14 protein-coding genes are annotated in these 15,491 nt (G+C 35.5%); all 14 read right to left on the bottom strand.

Going from position 1 to position 15,491, the window contains the following annotated elements:
- Positions 1–15: 15 nt before the first annotated feature.
- On the bottom strand, positions 16–528 hold the full coding sequence (locus tag ACOJUO_RS22855; RefSeq protein WP_422138282.1) for a Gfo/Idh/MocA family oxidoreductase: 513 nt from the start codon (positions 526–528) through the stop codon (positions 16–18).
- 231 nt (positions 529–759) lie between these two features.
- The gene (locus tag ACOJUO_RS22860; RefSeq protein WP_422138283.1) at positions 760–2,061 is read right to left on the bottom strand and encodes an MBL fold metallo-hydrolase; all 1,302 of its coding nucleotides are present in this window, start codon (positions 2,059–2,061) and stop codon (positions 760–762) included.
- 208 nt (positions 2,062–2,269) lie between these two features.
- A complete protein-coding gene (locus ACOJUO_RS22865; protein ID WP_422138284.1) occupies positions 2,270–4,405 on the bottom strand; it encodes a bi-domain-containing oxidoreductase in 2,136 nt (711 codons plus the stop codon).
- Between the two features lie 22 nt (positions 4,406–4,427).
- Positions 4,428–5,324: a hypothetical protein gene (locus ACOJUO_RS22870; protein WP_422134193.1), complete on the bottom strand. Its 897-nt coding sequence runs from the start codon at positions 5,322–5,324 to the stop codon at positions 4,428–4,430.
- Between the two features lie 7 nt (positions 5,325–5,331).
- Positions 5,332–6,420: an EpsG family protein gene (locus tag ACOJUO_RS22875; protein WP_422134194.1), complete on the bottom strand. Its 1,089-nt coding sequence runs from the start codon at positions 6,418–6,420 to the stop codon at positions 5,332–5,334.
- 51 nt (positions 6,421–6,471) lie between these two features.
- A complete protein-coding gene (locus tag ACOJUO_RS22880) occupies positions 6,472–7,578 on the bottom strand; it encodes a glycosyltransferase family 4 protein (protein ID WP_422138285.1) in 1,107 nt (368 codons plus the stop codon).
- Positions 7,568–8,830: a hypothetical protein gene (locus ACOJUO_RS22885; protein ID WP_422138286.1), complete on the bottom strand. Its 1,263-nt coding sequence runs from the start codon at positions 8,828–8,830 to the stop codon at positions 7,568–7,570. Before ACOJUO_RS22885 ends, ACOJUO_RS22880 begins: the two co-directional genes overlap by 11 nt.
- The gene (locus ACOJUO_RS22890) at positions 8,823–10,019 is read right to left on the bottom strand and encodes a hypothetical protein (protein WP_422138287.1); all 1,197 of its coding nucleotides are present in this window, start codon (positions 10,017–10,019) and stop codon (positions 8,823–8,825) included. The genes ACOJUO_RS22885 and ACOJUO_RS22890 overlap by 8 nt, the downstream gene beginning before the upstream one ends.
- Positions 10,000–11,154, bottom strand: coding sequence for a dTDP-4-amino-4,6-dideoxygalactose transaminase (gene rffA, locus ACOJUO_RS22895; RefSeq protein WP_422134198.1), 1,155 nt, complete (start codon positions 11,152–11,154; stop codon positions 10,000–10,002). Before rffA ends, ACOJUO_RS22890 begins: the two co-directional genes overlap by 20 nt.
- Entirely contained in the window at positions 11,154–11,843 is a 690-nt protein-coding gene (locus tag ACOJUO_RS22900; RefSeq protein ID WP_422134199.1) for a WbqC family protein, read from the bottom strand. Before ACOJUO_RS22900 ends, rffA begins: the two co-directional genes overlap by 1 nt.
- Positions 11,840–12,643 (bottom strand): phytanoyl-CoA dioxygenase family protein, encoded by an 804-nt coding sequence (locus tag ACOJUO_RS22905; protein WP_422134200.1) that lies wholly within the window; start codon positions 12,641–12,643, stop codon positions 11,840–11,842. Before ACOJUO_RS22905 ends, ACOJUO_RS22900 begins: the two co-directional genes overlap by 4 nt.
- Positions 12,643–13,551, bottom strand: a complete 909-nt coding sequence (locus ACOJUO_RS22910; protein WP_422134201.1) for a hypothetical protein — start codon at positions 13,549–13,551, stop codon at positions 12,643–12,645. The genes ACOJUO_RS22905 and ACOJUO_RS22910 overlap by 1 nt, the downstream gene beginning before the upstream one ends.
- 1 nt (position 13,552) lies before the next feature.
- On the bottom strand, positions 13,553–14,212 hold the full coding sequence (locus ACOJUO_RS22915) for an acetyltransferase (RefSeq protein ID WP_422134202.1): 660 nt from the start codon (positions 14,210–14,212) through the stop codon (positions 13,553–13,555).
- Between the two features lie 353 nt (positions 14,213–14,565).
- Positions 14,566–15,489: a glucose-1-phosphate thymidylyltransferase RfbA gene (gene rfbA, locus ACOJUO_RS22920; protein ID WP_422134203.1), complete on the bottom strand. Its 924-nt coding sequence runs from the start codon at positions 15,487–15,489 to the stop codon at positions 14,566–14,568.
- Positions 15,490–15,491: the final 2 nt, after the last annotated feature.

Here is a 15,491-nt window from a genome sequence, read left to right on the forward strand (position 1 = left end):
TGGTTAATAAAAAAATTACCCGCGTAAAGATTGAGCAACTTCAATGGACACACGAGCCACTTCTATCACTTCTTCGAATGGAATCGGCGATGGTGCACCCTGCCGAATGGCATCAACAAACGCCTTGGCGCAAGCCTTCTGCCCCTTATCCTGCTGCATCAGCTTTAGACCCTTGAAACCGGGCCAGCCGAAGCTATTCAGTCGACGAAAGTTATCCAGCTGCAACACTGCATCGTTACAAAAAACCTCAATCCGCTCTTTAGGGAAGCTCTTGCCACCTTTGGCCAAGTAAAGAATGGTGCCAAAAGTACGAACCGCAAAACTCAGAGTAATACTGGCCTTGTCTTCTCGTACTTCAACGCCTGGCGCATCCCACATCATGTCGGCGTTGAAGCCGGTAATCGGGCTACCCACCAGAAAGCGCATCAGGTCGATATAGTGACAGGTTTCACCAATAATACGACCACCACCGACTGTCGGATCCTGTGTCCAGTGACCAACGGGAATGGCACCGGTACTCATGGTCATAATTAAAATTTTTGAAGCTTTCACCGGTTCCAGCAGCGCCTACATACTTGCCAAATGGGGCTGCCGATAAAGGCAAAATCAATGTATTTTTAACCAGCCATTGATCCGGTGGGTAGAATGAACTACCAGAAATGAAATATGCGGTCTAGATATTGGTGAAATAGCTAACATCTCAAACACAGTCGCAGCTCTTTTAGACCTGAGAGTTGAACTTGTTATATTAGTCAACTTCTACATTCTCTTTAGTTGATAAATTAACTGATTCATTATTCCGCTAAACCTAGCAGCCAGCCATTGTAAATTTGATTTATTAAAAAACTTCCATGATAGATATATTTCGGCGTTATTGAGCGAACAAAGCACTCTATAATATTTCCAATTTTTTTCGTTCTTATTTAAAGTATATCTTGCAGACACCCCTAAGGTCTGAATTCCAAAAGGAAATTTAAATGCAAACCAAAGTGGCTGACTATTAATTACAAGATCACATTCATCTGTCGTATTTAGCTCACTAAAAGTACCATCCTTGAAGCTAAACTCTACTTTCTTTGATATATCATTAATTTCTACAGTGACAGGTTTAAGAATAAACCTAAACAAACTAGAAAAGTCGTACTTTATCTGCTTAAACCTTTCATTAAAAGCCTCTCTAACAGCCTCAATAGATTTTAATGCTGACGTTTCAAAAGTATTGTCAAAGTTACTTTCAAGTGCTTCGTATTTTTTTTTACTAGCTACATTGTTAAATGCCATGCCAAGCGTATATGTATCACCAGGATATAAGAGGGTGTAGTCTAACGACTTGCTCATCATGTGTTCGCAAAAATCTAATGGTGAATTGTGATAATTGTTCATATAGGCATTATCATCTTTACAGAAGTACACCAAGCTGGCGAAAGGTATAGTGACAGAAGCCCCTAGATCAATATGATTATTAGAGCAGTTTATCAGAGTATTTTTCGCCATTAGTGGAAGGTGGTTACCCCTGTCTGCCTGTCCAGAATAGCCAGCAATTGAGAATTGGTTAAGCACCACATCAGGTGAACCAATATCACCTTTCACAATGTTGCAATCTCTTTGGTTTAGTTCAGAATCATTGATATTAAAAATCACTTCCTCGTCAGCCATAACACCAAGTGCAGAGTCCATACCTCCTACTTGATAGCAATAGACTTTTGTTTGATCTGAAAGCTTAACAATTTCACGGTGAGGCAATATTTCAAAACTATTAAACCCAAAGCCCTTCAATGCTTTTATCATTTTATTTGAGTTATTCTTATGATAAAGAACTGTAACTTTATTTTTAAAAGATTCTGGTAAAGTTTTAAGTGTTGGGATGTGAAAGTGGTCAGGATGTTCATGTGAAATCCATAAATAGTCTATATTTTCATAGTCTAACGATTCTTTCGATGCTTGAGGTTTTAATGACCAAGAATCATTAAAGGCTGTACCAAAAAGCCATGGATCAGTTAATATTTTTATGTCTTCAGTATGAATTACAATACATGCATGTGAAATTAATGTTATTTTCATAGTTTTAATCTCTAATATTTTCTAAATCATATAGCGAACCTGTAGAAAGAGCTCTACAAAGAAAAAGGATACCTTACAGTTTCAACCTGCTAATTTATTGAAACTCATTTCAGATAATTTCGACTCAGAAAAAAATTTAACGCACTTTTCAATTAAACGTTGCTGAAATAAGACAATTAGTGCGAATGTCTGATAATTCCGAAGTGTCTCAGCCCTCACGCAGGTAATCAGCCACATCAACAGCTACACGTGCCACCTCAATAATTTCTTCCATTGGAATTGGCGAAGGTTTGCCTTCACGAATGGCTCTCAGAAATGCCTCAACACAAGCTTTTTGACCTTTATCCTGTTTACTAAGATTCATCTTTTTAAAGCTCGGCCATTCAAAACCGGTCATCTTGCGAAAATTATCAATCTGAAGGGTTGCGCCGGCGGCAAACACCTCAATACGCTCTTTAGGGAAACTGCTGCCACCATTAGCGAGGTAGTGAATCACGCCAAAAGAGCCATCAGCAAAATTCAACATAATAGCTGCTTTGTCTTCCCGAATCGCCACCGAAGGCACGTTACCAACCTGGGTGGCTTGATAACTGGTTATAGGACTGCCCGCGAGGTACCGCATTAGATCAATATAGTGACAGGCTTCACCTAATATACGACCACCACCGACAGCTGGATCCTGAGTCCAGTGATCAGCCGGAATAGCTCCCGCATTCATGGTCATTATAAAAGATTTGGGTTCTTTTATAGCATCCAACAGAGTTTTCATTTTCTGAATCTGTGGGGAGAAGCGTCGATTATAACCAACCATCAAACGCGGCTGAATTTCCGCTACGCCCAGCGCTTCAACTATACCGTCGATCTCATCATGATTGAGAGCCAGTGGCTTTTCTACAAACACATTTTTGCCTGCTTGCAAAGCCTCAGTAACAAAAGCAGCATGGCTGTTATGCTGAGTGACAATGGTGACGGTATTAATAGCAGGATTAGCCAGCATGTCATCAACAGAGGTGGAAGCCTCAGTAAAACCGGCCTTCTTGCCATGATGAACACCACTTACACCACCGCTAGTGACAATAGTGTGAAATTTTGCCCTGGCTTTATCAAACGCAGGGATAAGAATACGTGATGCATAATTGCCAGCTCCAATAAACCCACATACAGGATCAGTGGTGAGATAAGCAGGTGTTTTATTAGACAGTGCTACTCGATCAACCCGCAATGCATCAACCGATTGCTTGGGATACTGCAAAAGAATACCCAATGTCTTCGGTTCATCCGTTAAGGTTTGGTAGGCTTTAAGGGCATCATTAAATGCAAACCGATGGGAGATCAATGGTTTCATATCCAGCCGCTCATCCGCCATCATATCCAGAATGGCTTCAAAGTTACGCTGCTCCGTCCATCGGACAAAGCCCATTGGATAGTCCTGCCCCTTTTCTTCATAGTTGCTATCGTAACGACCAGGGCCGTAAGAGCAGGAAACCTGAAAAATGAGCTCTTTTTCATAAAAGTCCGCCCGACTCAGATTAAGGCCGGTAACCCCTACCAAAATAATGCGGCCACGCTTACGACTCATGCGTGCAGCTTGAGTCACTGGATCATTAGATTTGGTACTGGCTGTAACCAATACGGCATCCACGCCTTTACCCCGGGAAAACGCCATACCTGCCGCAACTGGGTCTTCACCTTGAGCAAGATTAACCGTTTCAGCACCAAACAACCGAGCCAGCGCCAATTTATCTTCATCAAAATCAACACCCAATACCCGACAACCTTGGGCACGAAGCAGCTGTACCGTCACCAAACCAATTAGACCAAGGCCAGTTACCACCACGCATTCACCCAGCGTTGGTTGGGCCAGTCGAACGCCTTGTAAGCCAATCGCTGCAAGGACGGTAAAGGCTGCCGATTCATCGTCTACATTATCTGGAATCTTTGCACACAGGTTTTGTGGTACCCGCACAATATCTGCATGGGGGCCATTACTGACCACTCGGTCACCAATAGAAAACCCTCTAACACCATTGCCCGTTTCAAGCACAACACCAGTATGGCAATAGCCCAATGGCAATGGCTGATCCAGCTTTGACTTGACAGCGTCCAGTGTGGTAGCCAAACCATCGGTACGCACTTTTTCAATCACCATTTTTACTTTATCTGGCTGCTGTCGTGCTTTTTCTAACAGGTTGGCCTGACCGAATTCAACTAGCATACGTTCCGTGCCAGCAGAAATTAGCGATGTTTTACTTTGTATTAATAGCTGGCCGCTTTTAGATTTGGGTGATGGTGTTTCAACTAGTGTGGTTTCACCGGTGGACATGTTTTGGAGGATTTGCAACATAAATCAAATACTAACTGAAATATTATTTGGCTAAATTAATACAGCGAACTAAATCATCGAAAGAGTTATATTGATACGTTTCAACTCCATCAGGTCGAACAACCACATCTGAAGCTATAACACTACATCCTAGAAATAGAGCTTCTCTCACACTGACGCTATCACCATCCGTCGATGTAAGTCTGAAAAATAACTTCGCATGTCTAAATAAAGGCCATAACTGTTTTTGACCAACAAGAAGGCATAGTCGACCCTGTTTTTGAAAGGATTTGATCATGTTCAAGACATTTGAAGGAAGTTTTTCAGATTCATACTCAGGTATCGCAAGTAAGAGCCTTTCACTCCTATAGACACTCAACAACTCTAAGCTAGTTGATATACCATATAAATCTAAACCATTAGAGCACGGTATATATCGCCATGCAGAGTTAATCCAGAACGAACCATTATCAACAAATGATCTAACATCCTTATCATAAGTTTCTATAATTTTTTCCTCATCTGCAATTCGAGGTGGAATGAAAGGAATAAAGACCTCTACATTTACTGCTTCTTTAATAGGGCTATAAAATGAAATAAGCTTTTCATTCACAACCTTAATTCCGAATGAACCCTTTAAAAAATAAAGCAAAAGTTTCTTTTTCATACCTGAAAAATGTCTAGATGCATTGTGATCATAAAAAATGCATCTCTTAGATTTCCCAAATAGAGTAAGAAATAAAACCAACTTTATGTTTAAGCTATGAACTTCGTAAATAGAGAAGTTACCAAAAATCAAGTTTAGGATAGAACTGAAACTACCAAGATCTATTTTTTTTGTAACTTCATTATCAATAGATTGATTTAAACGGCGATCTGCATAGACACTAACTCCACCCAAAGGTGGAGGAAATCGAGCTACTATACCAACAACATTCATATAAATACTAATACAACCATGTCTTGTAGGGAAAAATATTACCCGCTAGAAATGAGACAAATATATTATAACACCAATAAGCAGAACTGATGAATACAATAGTAACATTAACAATCAATGAATTATAAAACTTAAATTTAGCTACATTATTGATTACAATAATGCTGAATAGAAAATCAATAACAAGTGATAATCTACTAGCAAGCATAGGTATATCTAGCAATATAAAAAACACACATAAAAATGTAAAAAACAGAGAGATCAAAGCATTGCTATTTAAATCATTATATTTGATTTTAAAGTAGAGAACAGCTAATCCAAATAATATATATTTAAAGACAAATAGATTAGACGCAGCTTCTTTGAAATTATTGGTATAACCAAGTATTTTATATTTCAGATAACTTTCACCAACAAAGGCTTGGAACCAATTTACAACATAAACTAAATCGATAAGAATTGAAAATACTAATGAAAGCCCTAGTAAAGTCCAAAATCTAGCCCCAGTGTTACATCTTTCAAAAATAACTTTATTAGCTATAACGAGAAGCAAAACTAAAAATGAAAATATGTGGATGAAAGAGGCCAAGAACAAAAGTAAAAATGAGGCAAAATATCGTTTAACGTTATAAAAATAAAATCCTGCAAAAATTAGTGACAATGCAAGAGTCCATCGTATTTGAATAAACTCTGAACTTATATAAACCAACGAAAAATAAACAAATAGGGAAACCACAGGATTTAATGAGAGTTTATTAAAAATATACCCTTTGCTAGAGATACTAATAGCAGCAAGTAAAGCTAAAAATAGAAAGCCTGGCATCCCAAGTGTGCTAAAAAACGAATTTGTTATCGAGTATAACGGTTCCATTCCATTACGATCGAAGAAATCAAACTTTAAAATATTCAGGCGTGATGCCTCATAGATATTTATATAAGCTTCATAATCAGCTCCAGAAAAATGCCTAAAGGCCGTAAATAATATAATCAGAAACAAAAATAGATAAAGACAAGCCTGTAAATCTTTCTTATTAAGAAAAGGTGAAATTAAGGCAATTAAAGTCAAATAAAAAACAAGAAAATAATAATCTAACAAAATCTATATACCGCCAGCCAACTTAATAATCGCATATAGCATCAAAATAGATCATCTATTATCTAATTCAACGATATGCTCAAACCATTTGTTATTAATATTATTTAAACTAAAGCGCAAACTCATGGAATAAGCATTATGTGCCAACTGGGAATATAGGACTTGATCAGTAGCAAGCAACTCAACCTTTTCGATAAATTCGGTCTCATTTCCATCATTTACAAGAAAACCATTTAATTCATTTTTTATCAATTCTCTAGGCCCAGTAGGACAGTCAAAAGATATCAAAGGCAATGAAAAAGAGTTTGCTTCAATTAATACCATTGGAAGCCCTTCATAGTAAGAAGTCAGTAATAATATATCAGAGTCTCTATAATAGTCCTCAATATTACTTACCAGTCCAACTAACTGAACCCTATCTGATAACTCATATTTATTTATCAAATTTTGAATTTCATCTTTAAGATTACCCTCCCCTATGATTGTCAATTGAAAATCAATTTTTAAATTACTTACGATTGACATTAACCTATCATAACCTTTTTGTTCAACTAGCCTTCCTACTGATAATAACTTTACTGGTTTACTCACTGTTTTATTAGAAATTACACCTTGCCCAGGCAGCTCTGTGAGTGGATTTACCATCACAGAGGTAGATTCTCTTTTAAAAGGATTTTTTTTAGAGTAGACCTTCTTATCTCTATCTGTTAATACAAACAACTTATCTGCTCTGAAAAATGCAATCAATCTAATCACTCTTTTTAATCTATTTTTATATGCATAGTAATTATTATGCTCGCAGACAATCACTTTGTTTTTAAAGAAAAGCAAGGAAAACAAAAAACGAATGGATATATCAGTACCAGACAAAACTAAGACTTTACTCTTTCTACTCCTTAAAAAACCATACAATATGAAAAACCTACGAAACTGTTCAAAAACAAAAGAGAATTTATTTTTTGATCTGTAGTTAAATTTTAAAGATGTTCTTGTAATATTGTTAGACAGTTTATAAAAGTCATTTTCAGCTAAGTCTCCAGTCACAAGCTCAACATTTACACCATCAATCTCTGACCAACTATTACACAAGTTCGATGCAACTCTTTCAGCACCACCAGATTGCAAACTACCTAATATAAAGGCTATATCAACTTTCATAAGACTTAGCTACTTTCTGATCTTTAAAAAATGAAACAAAAATAGAAAAAACAAGTACACCATATATATGTATAATTGATAAAAATCTTAACTTAGTTATTGGGACTAAATGATCATGAAAATCATCAAAATCTTTTGAGCTTTTTTCTAAAGAAAACTCATTAGCTCTAATATAGTTTTTTTTCCGTATTTTATTGTAATCTTCGTCACTACAATTGAATAAAGATTTAACAATGTCAGTTATTTTAGATTTTTGATATTTAAGGCCATCCTCTTGGATATATTGGCCTTCCGTTTCATAAATATAACCGTAGCTCAATGGTTCTTTAAGAGAATCAATACCTATAATGGAAGGACAAGAACGACCAGCGGCTAAAATTAATGTAGTACCACTACCAACAAAACAATCTGCTGAGTCAATAATATCTCCTAACTTATCGTATGCAATGTTATCTTTTAAATGCACACAATCTCGTAAACCTAATTCTTTTATTTTTGAATTTATCTCACCTGATAAAGGTCCATTTCCATAGATACAATACTCTGCATCAATACCATCATCAATTAATTCCCTCATGACTTGTAACATAGAGAGATTATAGGTTTTAAAATCAACCAATCGACCAATTGATATAATTTTAAATTTTAAACCCTTTCCTTTTGATAGAAAGCTTTTATGAATTGGAACACCCATTTTCAATAAAAACACATCGTTCTGAGACGAATAATATTGATCCGCAACAACATTTCTAGTTACTGCACCGGTCGCCATAAAATTTTGAACTGGATAATAATCAATGATCTTAGAAATTAATATTTTATTAAAATAACTATCGCGTTCGAAGGCTATTATTTCAGCCGAGTGATATAGTCCGAATGAGGCCGTACAGCATAACAGCTTCCTGTAATATAACAGATTATAAAAAAACCAACCTATTAGATTGCAAAAGTGGCATACATCAGCTTCTGCCAAAACTTTTCTAAACTCGACACTATAGTAACTCAAAAATAAAAATATCTTAAATCTCTGAAAAAACTTAAGTCTATAAACAGATGAGATATGATCATCAATGAAATAAACAGTTGCTACAGCTTTAATTTCATTCAAAAGCGATACATCATACTCCTTTGTCAAAAGAACAACACTAATCTCATTGCCTCTCTTCTTCAATTGTCTGCATTGTTCAAGTAACTGAGTCTGAATACCACCAATAAGAAAATCCGTATAAATAAATAAATACTTCTTATTCATAATCACTTACAAAATGTAAAATTATATAATTCAAAATAACTTTAGAGGCTGATATTAAAACCATTAACCATATCAGTTGAGTTCCAGTAAAAAAGAGTGACAAAGAACAAAAAATTATTAAAAATAAAGTTTCGATCAATGAAACTTTATACTTACTAATCCTCGATAATATTAGATAGCCACTACAATAGCCTATAGAATTTAACACCAAATTTATTGATAGTGGAAAAAAATACGAAATAGCCCCTAACTGTTTTTCAGATAGTAATAATGTCACTAACTCACTTGAAAATAAATTTAAAAGCAAGCTACTTAGACTGAATAGAATGCATGAGGTGATACTTACTCTATACATATAAAGCTTTGCATCACTAAAGGTCATTTTACTTACATTAGAAAAGTAAAATGTGCTGTAAAAAGCTGCTGACAAGCTCAACATGATCTCAAATATTCTTTGTGCAGCAAAATATTGCCCCATTTCAGAAAAACCATAGCTATCATTTAGACTATCTCTAATAAGACCAGTTGTAATTATCCCCGACATAAGAGAGATAAATCCATATAAATAGAATGGTGTTGGATTCCCTTTTTCTTCTTTAACTGGCTCACCACTCCTCACCATAGCTACCTTACCACTAAAAATTAAATAGAAAGACAAAGCTCCAGGTCGGATTAAAACAGCAACGATGAGAACTAAATAGCTTTCATAACTTATAGCAAGACATACTATAAACATTCCAACTACGGTATTTGCAATAGAGAATAAAAAATAATCACGACTATTATTCTGTTTTGCATTGACAGCTTGAACTGAAATAAACAACTGATAGACTATTGGAAGAAATAATAATACAACATAAACAGGAAGGGAAAGCTGAATGCTGAAAAACTTTTCAACTTTAGAGGAAAAAATGATTACAAGAAGTACTGAAAGGTATCCAAAGCTAGTATAAAAAACAGTTGTTTTATGGTCTGATATAGAGGAACTAATTAAGTTATTCGACAATCCTGAAGTAAACAAAGCCATTAGAAATGTTGAAAACAATAAGAATTGCCCATAAAGAGCATATGATTCCTCACTTAAGTTTATAGCAGCAAACTTATTTAGAATTATTGAAATAACAAGCGCAATTAAAGTACTTCCTGATGAAGAAAATACATTTTTAAGTTTATAAAGAATCTCTTGCATTGAAGTAATTTATTATTGACTGACAAACTACCGAAATTTCATTATCGGTAATTCCATGATAAATTGGCAACCTGATTAGTTTCAATGACTCTGTTGAAGTAAACTTATTCACACCATGAAACACGCTAACTCTAGCTCCAAACTCAGAGCTGTGTAAAGGGATATAGTGAAAGCAAGCAGATATATTTCTACTTTTTAAGTACGCTATAAGATCATCTCGTATTGCTTGCTCTTTTACCTTTACACAAAAAATATGGCCATTATGTTTGGCTTTATTCACGGTTATCGGAGGTAATTCAAATTTATAATCATCTGAAAATGGCTTCAATCTTTCATAGTAATTATGCCATGCATCTAACCTATAGCTAATAATTTCTTCAGAGTGTTGTATTTGACCGAATAAATATGCAGCTTGTAGTTCTGATGGTAAATAACTACTACCAACATCTACCCATGAATACTTATCAACTAACCCACTTATAAATTTACTTCTATTCGTCCCTTTTTCTCTGATGATTTCCGCCCTATCTATTAAGCTTTCATCATTAACAATAAGTAAACCACCTTCACCACCACTGGTAAAATTCTTAGTTTCATGAAAACTAAACGTACCAATATGCCCTATGGTGCCTAGATTATAACCATTATATTCAGCCAACATTCCTTGGGCAGCATCTTCTATTACATACAGCTTATACTTTTTTGCTAGCTCCATTATTTTATCCATTTCACATGCCACACCTGCATAATGTACTGGAACAATAGCCTTCGTTTTTTCGGTTATAGCCGCCTCTATAAGATTCTCATCTATATTCATTGTGTCTTTGCGAATGTCTACAAAGACAATTTTTGCACCCCTTAATACAAAGGCATTGGCTGTGCTGACAAAGGTAAAGCTCGACATGATGATCTCATCGCCGGGCTGGGTATTGATAAGAATGGCTGCCATTTCCAAAGCATGAGTACAAGAAGGTGTAAGCAATGCTTTTTTACATGGCAAGGTACTTTCAAACCAATGGTGGCATCTTTTTGTATATTGACCATCACCTGAGATTTTTGTGCTCTTCATAGCATCAAGAACATACGCTTCTTCATTCCCAACACAGGCTGGCTTATTAAACGGTATCATTGTCATCAAAAACTCTTCATAAACTCTTTTGCATCGGGACCTTTATTAAAAATTAAGTCCAGTATGCTAACACCTGATTCAAATGGTGCATGGATTTGCTGGTAAGTTGGGTAATCAAAATAATCCATCCACTCTACTCTTATGTTTTCGTTTTCGAATATCTTAGAATCAAGATAGCCTTTTGCAGATGGCCCACTCAAGTATATCTTTGCATTTAAATCCTTACAAATACCCAGCAAACGTTCTGATTTTCCATCACACAAATCAAAGTCACTCGACCAATAGATATTTGTAGATATATCAAGAATCTTATTAATCAAGATAATAAAATTGTAATTAATCTTGCTTAAAAATGTTTCATCACCATTTAAATAAAGGTTTTCAAATAAATTTGAGTATTCTTTAAAGTAAGGAGCCTTACTGTACTCTTGTTTAATTATCCTCCAATGTTGTTCACGCCAACCCAAATCAGAAACTGTTGTCTCATTAATTTTTTGAAAATACTTCCCTTTCACATTTACGGGAACAGTTAGCCATTTTAATCCGTGAGCAGTATATATCTTGTTTCTATTTCTCCAGTCACGGCGAGTGTACTGCATATCATCATATAAAACAAAATCATCAACGCTATTAATCAGATCAAAGTAACCTTTCCAAGGGATGTAATTGGACTGGCTGATCGCAACCTTTTTCATACTTGAATTCTAGACTCCAAATATTCTGACACACCACTTTTAACACTAAATCTGAGCCCAAGTAACTTCTCAAACTTTTCAATATCAAATTTATATACAAACATTTCTTTATCAAGCTGTATTTGTTTGGCAAATATAGGTGCCGCATAAACGTGATTAACTGCACACCGATCATAAATAGTTACGTTTTTACCACCAGAATGATAAAGCATACAGTTTAAAATTAAATAATCACCAGCATTTGCTATGATTTGTTTTTCATTTTCATCTATATATTCATTTGATGGAAATGTCTCATGCAAATGAGATGAAGGTATTACTTTTGTCGCCCCATTATTAAGTGTAAACTCATCAACACAATAAAGGGCATTGATAGCAATTGGTCTTGATGTAGTAAAATGCTGATATGGTAAGTCCCTGTGCCATTTTCCTTGGTTGTACTCTTCACCTGCAGGATTAACAACGCCATTTTGCTGATTTAAAATAAAACCTTCACCTAAAAAGTGGGTGAGAAATTTTATCACTCGTTCATTTGCAGCTAACTCTAGAAATACATTACTCAATAATAATGGTAGCCGTATACCATTATGTTCATTCCTACTCTCCAAGTAGCTTGAGGAGTATTTTTGAATATACTTCTTTCTTATAGACGTAAACTCTTCTTTAATCTCTAGTATTTTTTCTTTTGAAAACCCTGATGATATTAGAGCGTAACCATTTCGTTCAAACTGTTCTTTTTCAAGATCAAACTCTTTTTTTATATCATACTGTTCTCTTACTCCGTAACTATTTATCACCATTACCAGCACTCTAACATAGCCAAACCAAAACCAGTTTTACCATGACCATTCCCATTATAAGTCATGTAAATCTTATCTTTATGTTTAAATACATAGGGATAACAAATCATATCGGAATCCCAACCCTTTTCAGATACATCAATACCTGAGCTCTCGTTTTCTAGTAACCAAGCTATACCATCAAAACTTTTTGCATAGCCTATTCGGTATTTATTTGGTGGCTTGCCTCTGTAAGAAAACCACATATGATATATTTTTTTATCACAAACAAAAACTGTTGGCCTTGAAAATGCCTGTGCATTACCCAAACAAAATGGTACTGCCAAACCTTTTAAATCCCAAGATTCGCCATTATGAGAGGATGCGTGATTAATTATATGTAGCATTTCGCCATTACCGCTATCCCAAGTCAATGTTGATCCATACCACATTTTGAATGAATTATTATCTTTATATACTGCTGGGTACGAAAGGCTAACTGGATCGGTATCAGATACACTTATAAAAGGATTATCGCTAGTTGATTTTAAATTTTCTTTATTAGTTAACTCTAATCTGCCAATATCACCACGCCAATGTTCGTCACCTGTAATTTTCCATCCCATAAAAAGAATATAATCTTTACCTTGACTCTGATATACATCACCAATACTTATACCGTGCGAGTAAAAACTTTCAGGTGATCCATGTTTAATTACAGGCTCGTTTTTTGTGTATATAATTTCTTTTGTTAATATATCAATATCTACAAAACCTACAGATGATCTATTTTTACAATCCCTACCGCTATAAAAAAATCTATATATATCCTTTTCTAAATGAATTGGTAGTGGGTTTGCCGCATGACTAATAAGTTTTTCATCAGTACTTGCTGGACTAAATATTAATCCTAGTTTGATCCATTTCATATTATATGCCTTTCATCTTGTAACTAGGAATTGCCCTGACTTTAGTTTTATCTGCCACATAAACCTGATCATTTTCGGTATTATGCATAATCGAAGCACTAGCACCGATCACATTTGAAGATCCTACTTTGATATGATCACGTAACGTGGCATTAACGCCAATAAACGAATGATGTCCAATGGTGACGCCACCAGAAATAACAACATGTGAAGTTATAAAACAGTGATCTTCAATTGTTGAATGGTGACCAATATGATTACCACTCCATAAAGTGACATTATTCCCAATCGTAACAAATGGCTGGATCGTATTATCTTCTAAAATAAAGCAATTTTCTCCAATATATTTGCTCCATATTGTTGCATTACTGCTCACATAGCTAGCCAAGCTATAACCTTTTTCTTTCATTTGAAGATACTTACTTTCTCGCAACTTGTTTACCTGGTTATAACCTATAGCAACAAAAACACTATTCTTTTCTGGCGGGTAGTCTCTTGTTAAATCGTCAGTAGTTATTAATGGTAAATCGCAAAATGTGTCACTTTCTTTAAAGTCTTTGTCTACAACAAATGCAACAACGTTATATTCGGTATCTTTACTAAAATAGAACCATGCTAACTCTGCCTGTTCGCCATTCCCAAAAATAACAAGATTTTTCATTGTTTATGATCCGGTAACATTAGTTAAATATTCTGAAGTTACACATTTAGCCTAAGAGTAGACATTCACGACAAAACCGTGAATGTGCCCGATGATTTCAGAGTAATAGTGTGCTCTAATAACCACACCGCTGTGTCAGAGCTTCTGTTGCCAACAAGGCAAACATGTACTGCAATGATTGACAGGATAAAAACGAAGGGTTGTGTATACCGCTGCTTATAGTGAAACCAAGTTTACAACTATTCGGTGGTTATCTGACTGATCGAAACAGATCAGTAATCTTTTTCACTAATCTACTACTTGATACTCACCTGCTTCAACCTTGATGGGAGTGCCCAAGCTTATTTTGGCTGTTACAAGGTAAGCTCTTTCGCTGGCAATGCTATTCTTTTGGACTTAATGTCTATACTAACTGTATTTATCAGAGACTGTAAATATTGACCATATTCAGTTTTTTCCAAATCTTTCGCTATTTCAAAAATTTTGTCTAGAGAAAGCCATCCATTACTCAATGCGATTTCTTCAAGACAGGCAATTTTTACGCCTTGACGCTGCTCAATTGTCTGTACAAAATGACCAGCCTCTAAGAGAGCATTATGTGTACCGGTATCGAGCCAGGCAAAACCACGACCAAGTAACTCAACCTTCAGCTTGTTCTGCACAAGGTATAAATTATTCAGCTCGGTTATTTCAAGCTCACCTCTAACAGAGGGAATTACTTCACTTGCAAGTTCAATTACCTGATTATCATAAAAATAAAGACCGGTTACAGCATAATTGGACTTTGGGTTGTCTGGTTTTTCTTCTAATGTTATCGCATTATAATTTTCATCAAATTCAACAACACCAAATCTTTTTGGATCATTAACCCTGTACCCAAATATCGTTGCGCCTTCAACCCTAGATACTACTTCTTGCAATTTGGGTGTAAAACCCTGACCATAAAAAATGTTATCCCCTAATATAAGTGCAACCCTATCATTGCCAATAAATGATTTCCCGATTGTGAATGCTTGTACTAGCCCTTTGGGTTCAGCCTGAATAGCATAACTTAAATTAATACCAAACTGACTACCATCACCCAACACATTAAAAAAATGAACCTGATCCTCGGGCGTGGTGATGAGCAGAATATCCTGAATACCTGCTAGCATAAGTACTGAAAGAGGATAATAAATCATCGGTTTGTCATAAACCGGCAGGAGTTGCTTGGAAACCCCTTTGGTAATTGGATGCAGCCGGGTACCACTGCCACCGGCGAGGATTATTCCTTTCATTT

The sequence above is a fragment of the Endozoicomonas sp. ALC020 genome (genome assembly GCF_049275935.1).
GTDB lineage: Bacteria > Pseudomonadota > Gammaproteobacteria > Pseudomonadales > Endozoicomonadaceae > Endozoicomonas_A.

What these genes read in the sequence shown, in the direction of transcription:
- ACOJUO_RS22855 (WP_422138282.1), bottom strand. Translation starts at nt 528, where the DNA reads ATGACCATGAGTACCGGTGCCATTCCCGTTGGTCACTGGACACAGGAT.
- ACOJUO_RS22915 (WP_422134202.1), bottom strand. Translation starts at nt 14,212, where the DNA reads ATGAAAAATCTTGTTATTTTTGGGAATGGCGAACAGGCAGAGTTAGCA.
- ACOJUO_RS22885 (WP_422138286.1), bottom strand. Translation starts at nt 8,830, where the DNA reads ATGAATAAGAAGTATTTATTTATTTATACGGATTTTCTTATTGGTGGT.
- ACOJUO_RS22870 (WP_422134193.1), bottom strand. Translation starts at nt 5,324, where the DNA reads ATGAATGTTGTTGGTATAGTAGCTCGATTTCCTCCACCTTTGGGTGGA.
- rffA (WP_422134198.1), bottom strand. Translation starts at nt 11,154, where the DNA reads ATGACAATGATACCGTTTAATAAGCCAGCCTGTGTTGGGAATGAAGAA.
- ACOJUO_RS22900 (WP_422134199.1), bottom strand. Translation starts at nt 11,843, where the DNA reads ATGAAAAAGGTTGCGATCAGCCAGTCCAATTACATCCCTTGGAAAGGT.
- ACOJUO_RS22860 (WP_422138283.1), bottom strand. Translation starts at nt 2,061, where the DNA reads ATGAAAATAACATTAATTTCACATGCATGTATTGTAATTCATACTGAA.
- ACOJUO_RS22905 (WP_422134200.1), bottom strand. Translation starts at nt 12,643, where the DNA reads ATGGTGATAAATAGTTACGGAGTAAGAGAACAGTATGATATAAAAAAA.
- ACOJUO_RS22890 (WP_422138287.1), bottom strand. Translation starts at nt 10,019, where the DNA reads ATGCAAGAGATTCTTTATAAACTTAAAAATGTATTTTCTTCATCAGGA.
- rfbA (WP_422134203.1), bottom strand. Translation starts at nt 15,489, where the DNA reads ATGAAAGGAATAATCCTCGCCGGTGGCAGTGGTACCCGGCTGCATCCA.
- ACOJUO_RS22865 (WP_422138284.1), bottom strand. Translation starts at nt 4,405, where the DNA reads ATGTTGCAAATCCTCCAAAACATGTCCACCGGTGAAACCACACTAGTT.
- ACOJUO_RS22880 (WP_422138285.1), bottom strand. Translation starts at nt 7,578, where the DNA reads ATGAAAGTTGATATAGCCTTTATATTAGGTAGTTTGCAATCTGGTGGT.
- ACOJUO_RS22910 (WP_422134201.1), bottom strand. Translation starts at nt 13,551, where the DNA reads ATGAAATGGATCAAACTAGGATTAATATTTAGTCCAGCAAGTACTGAT.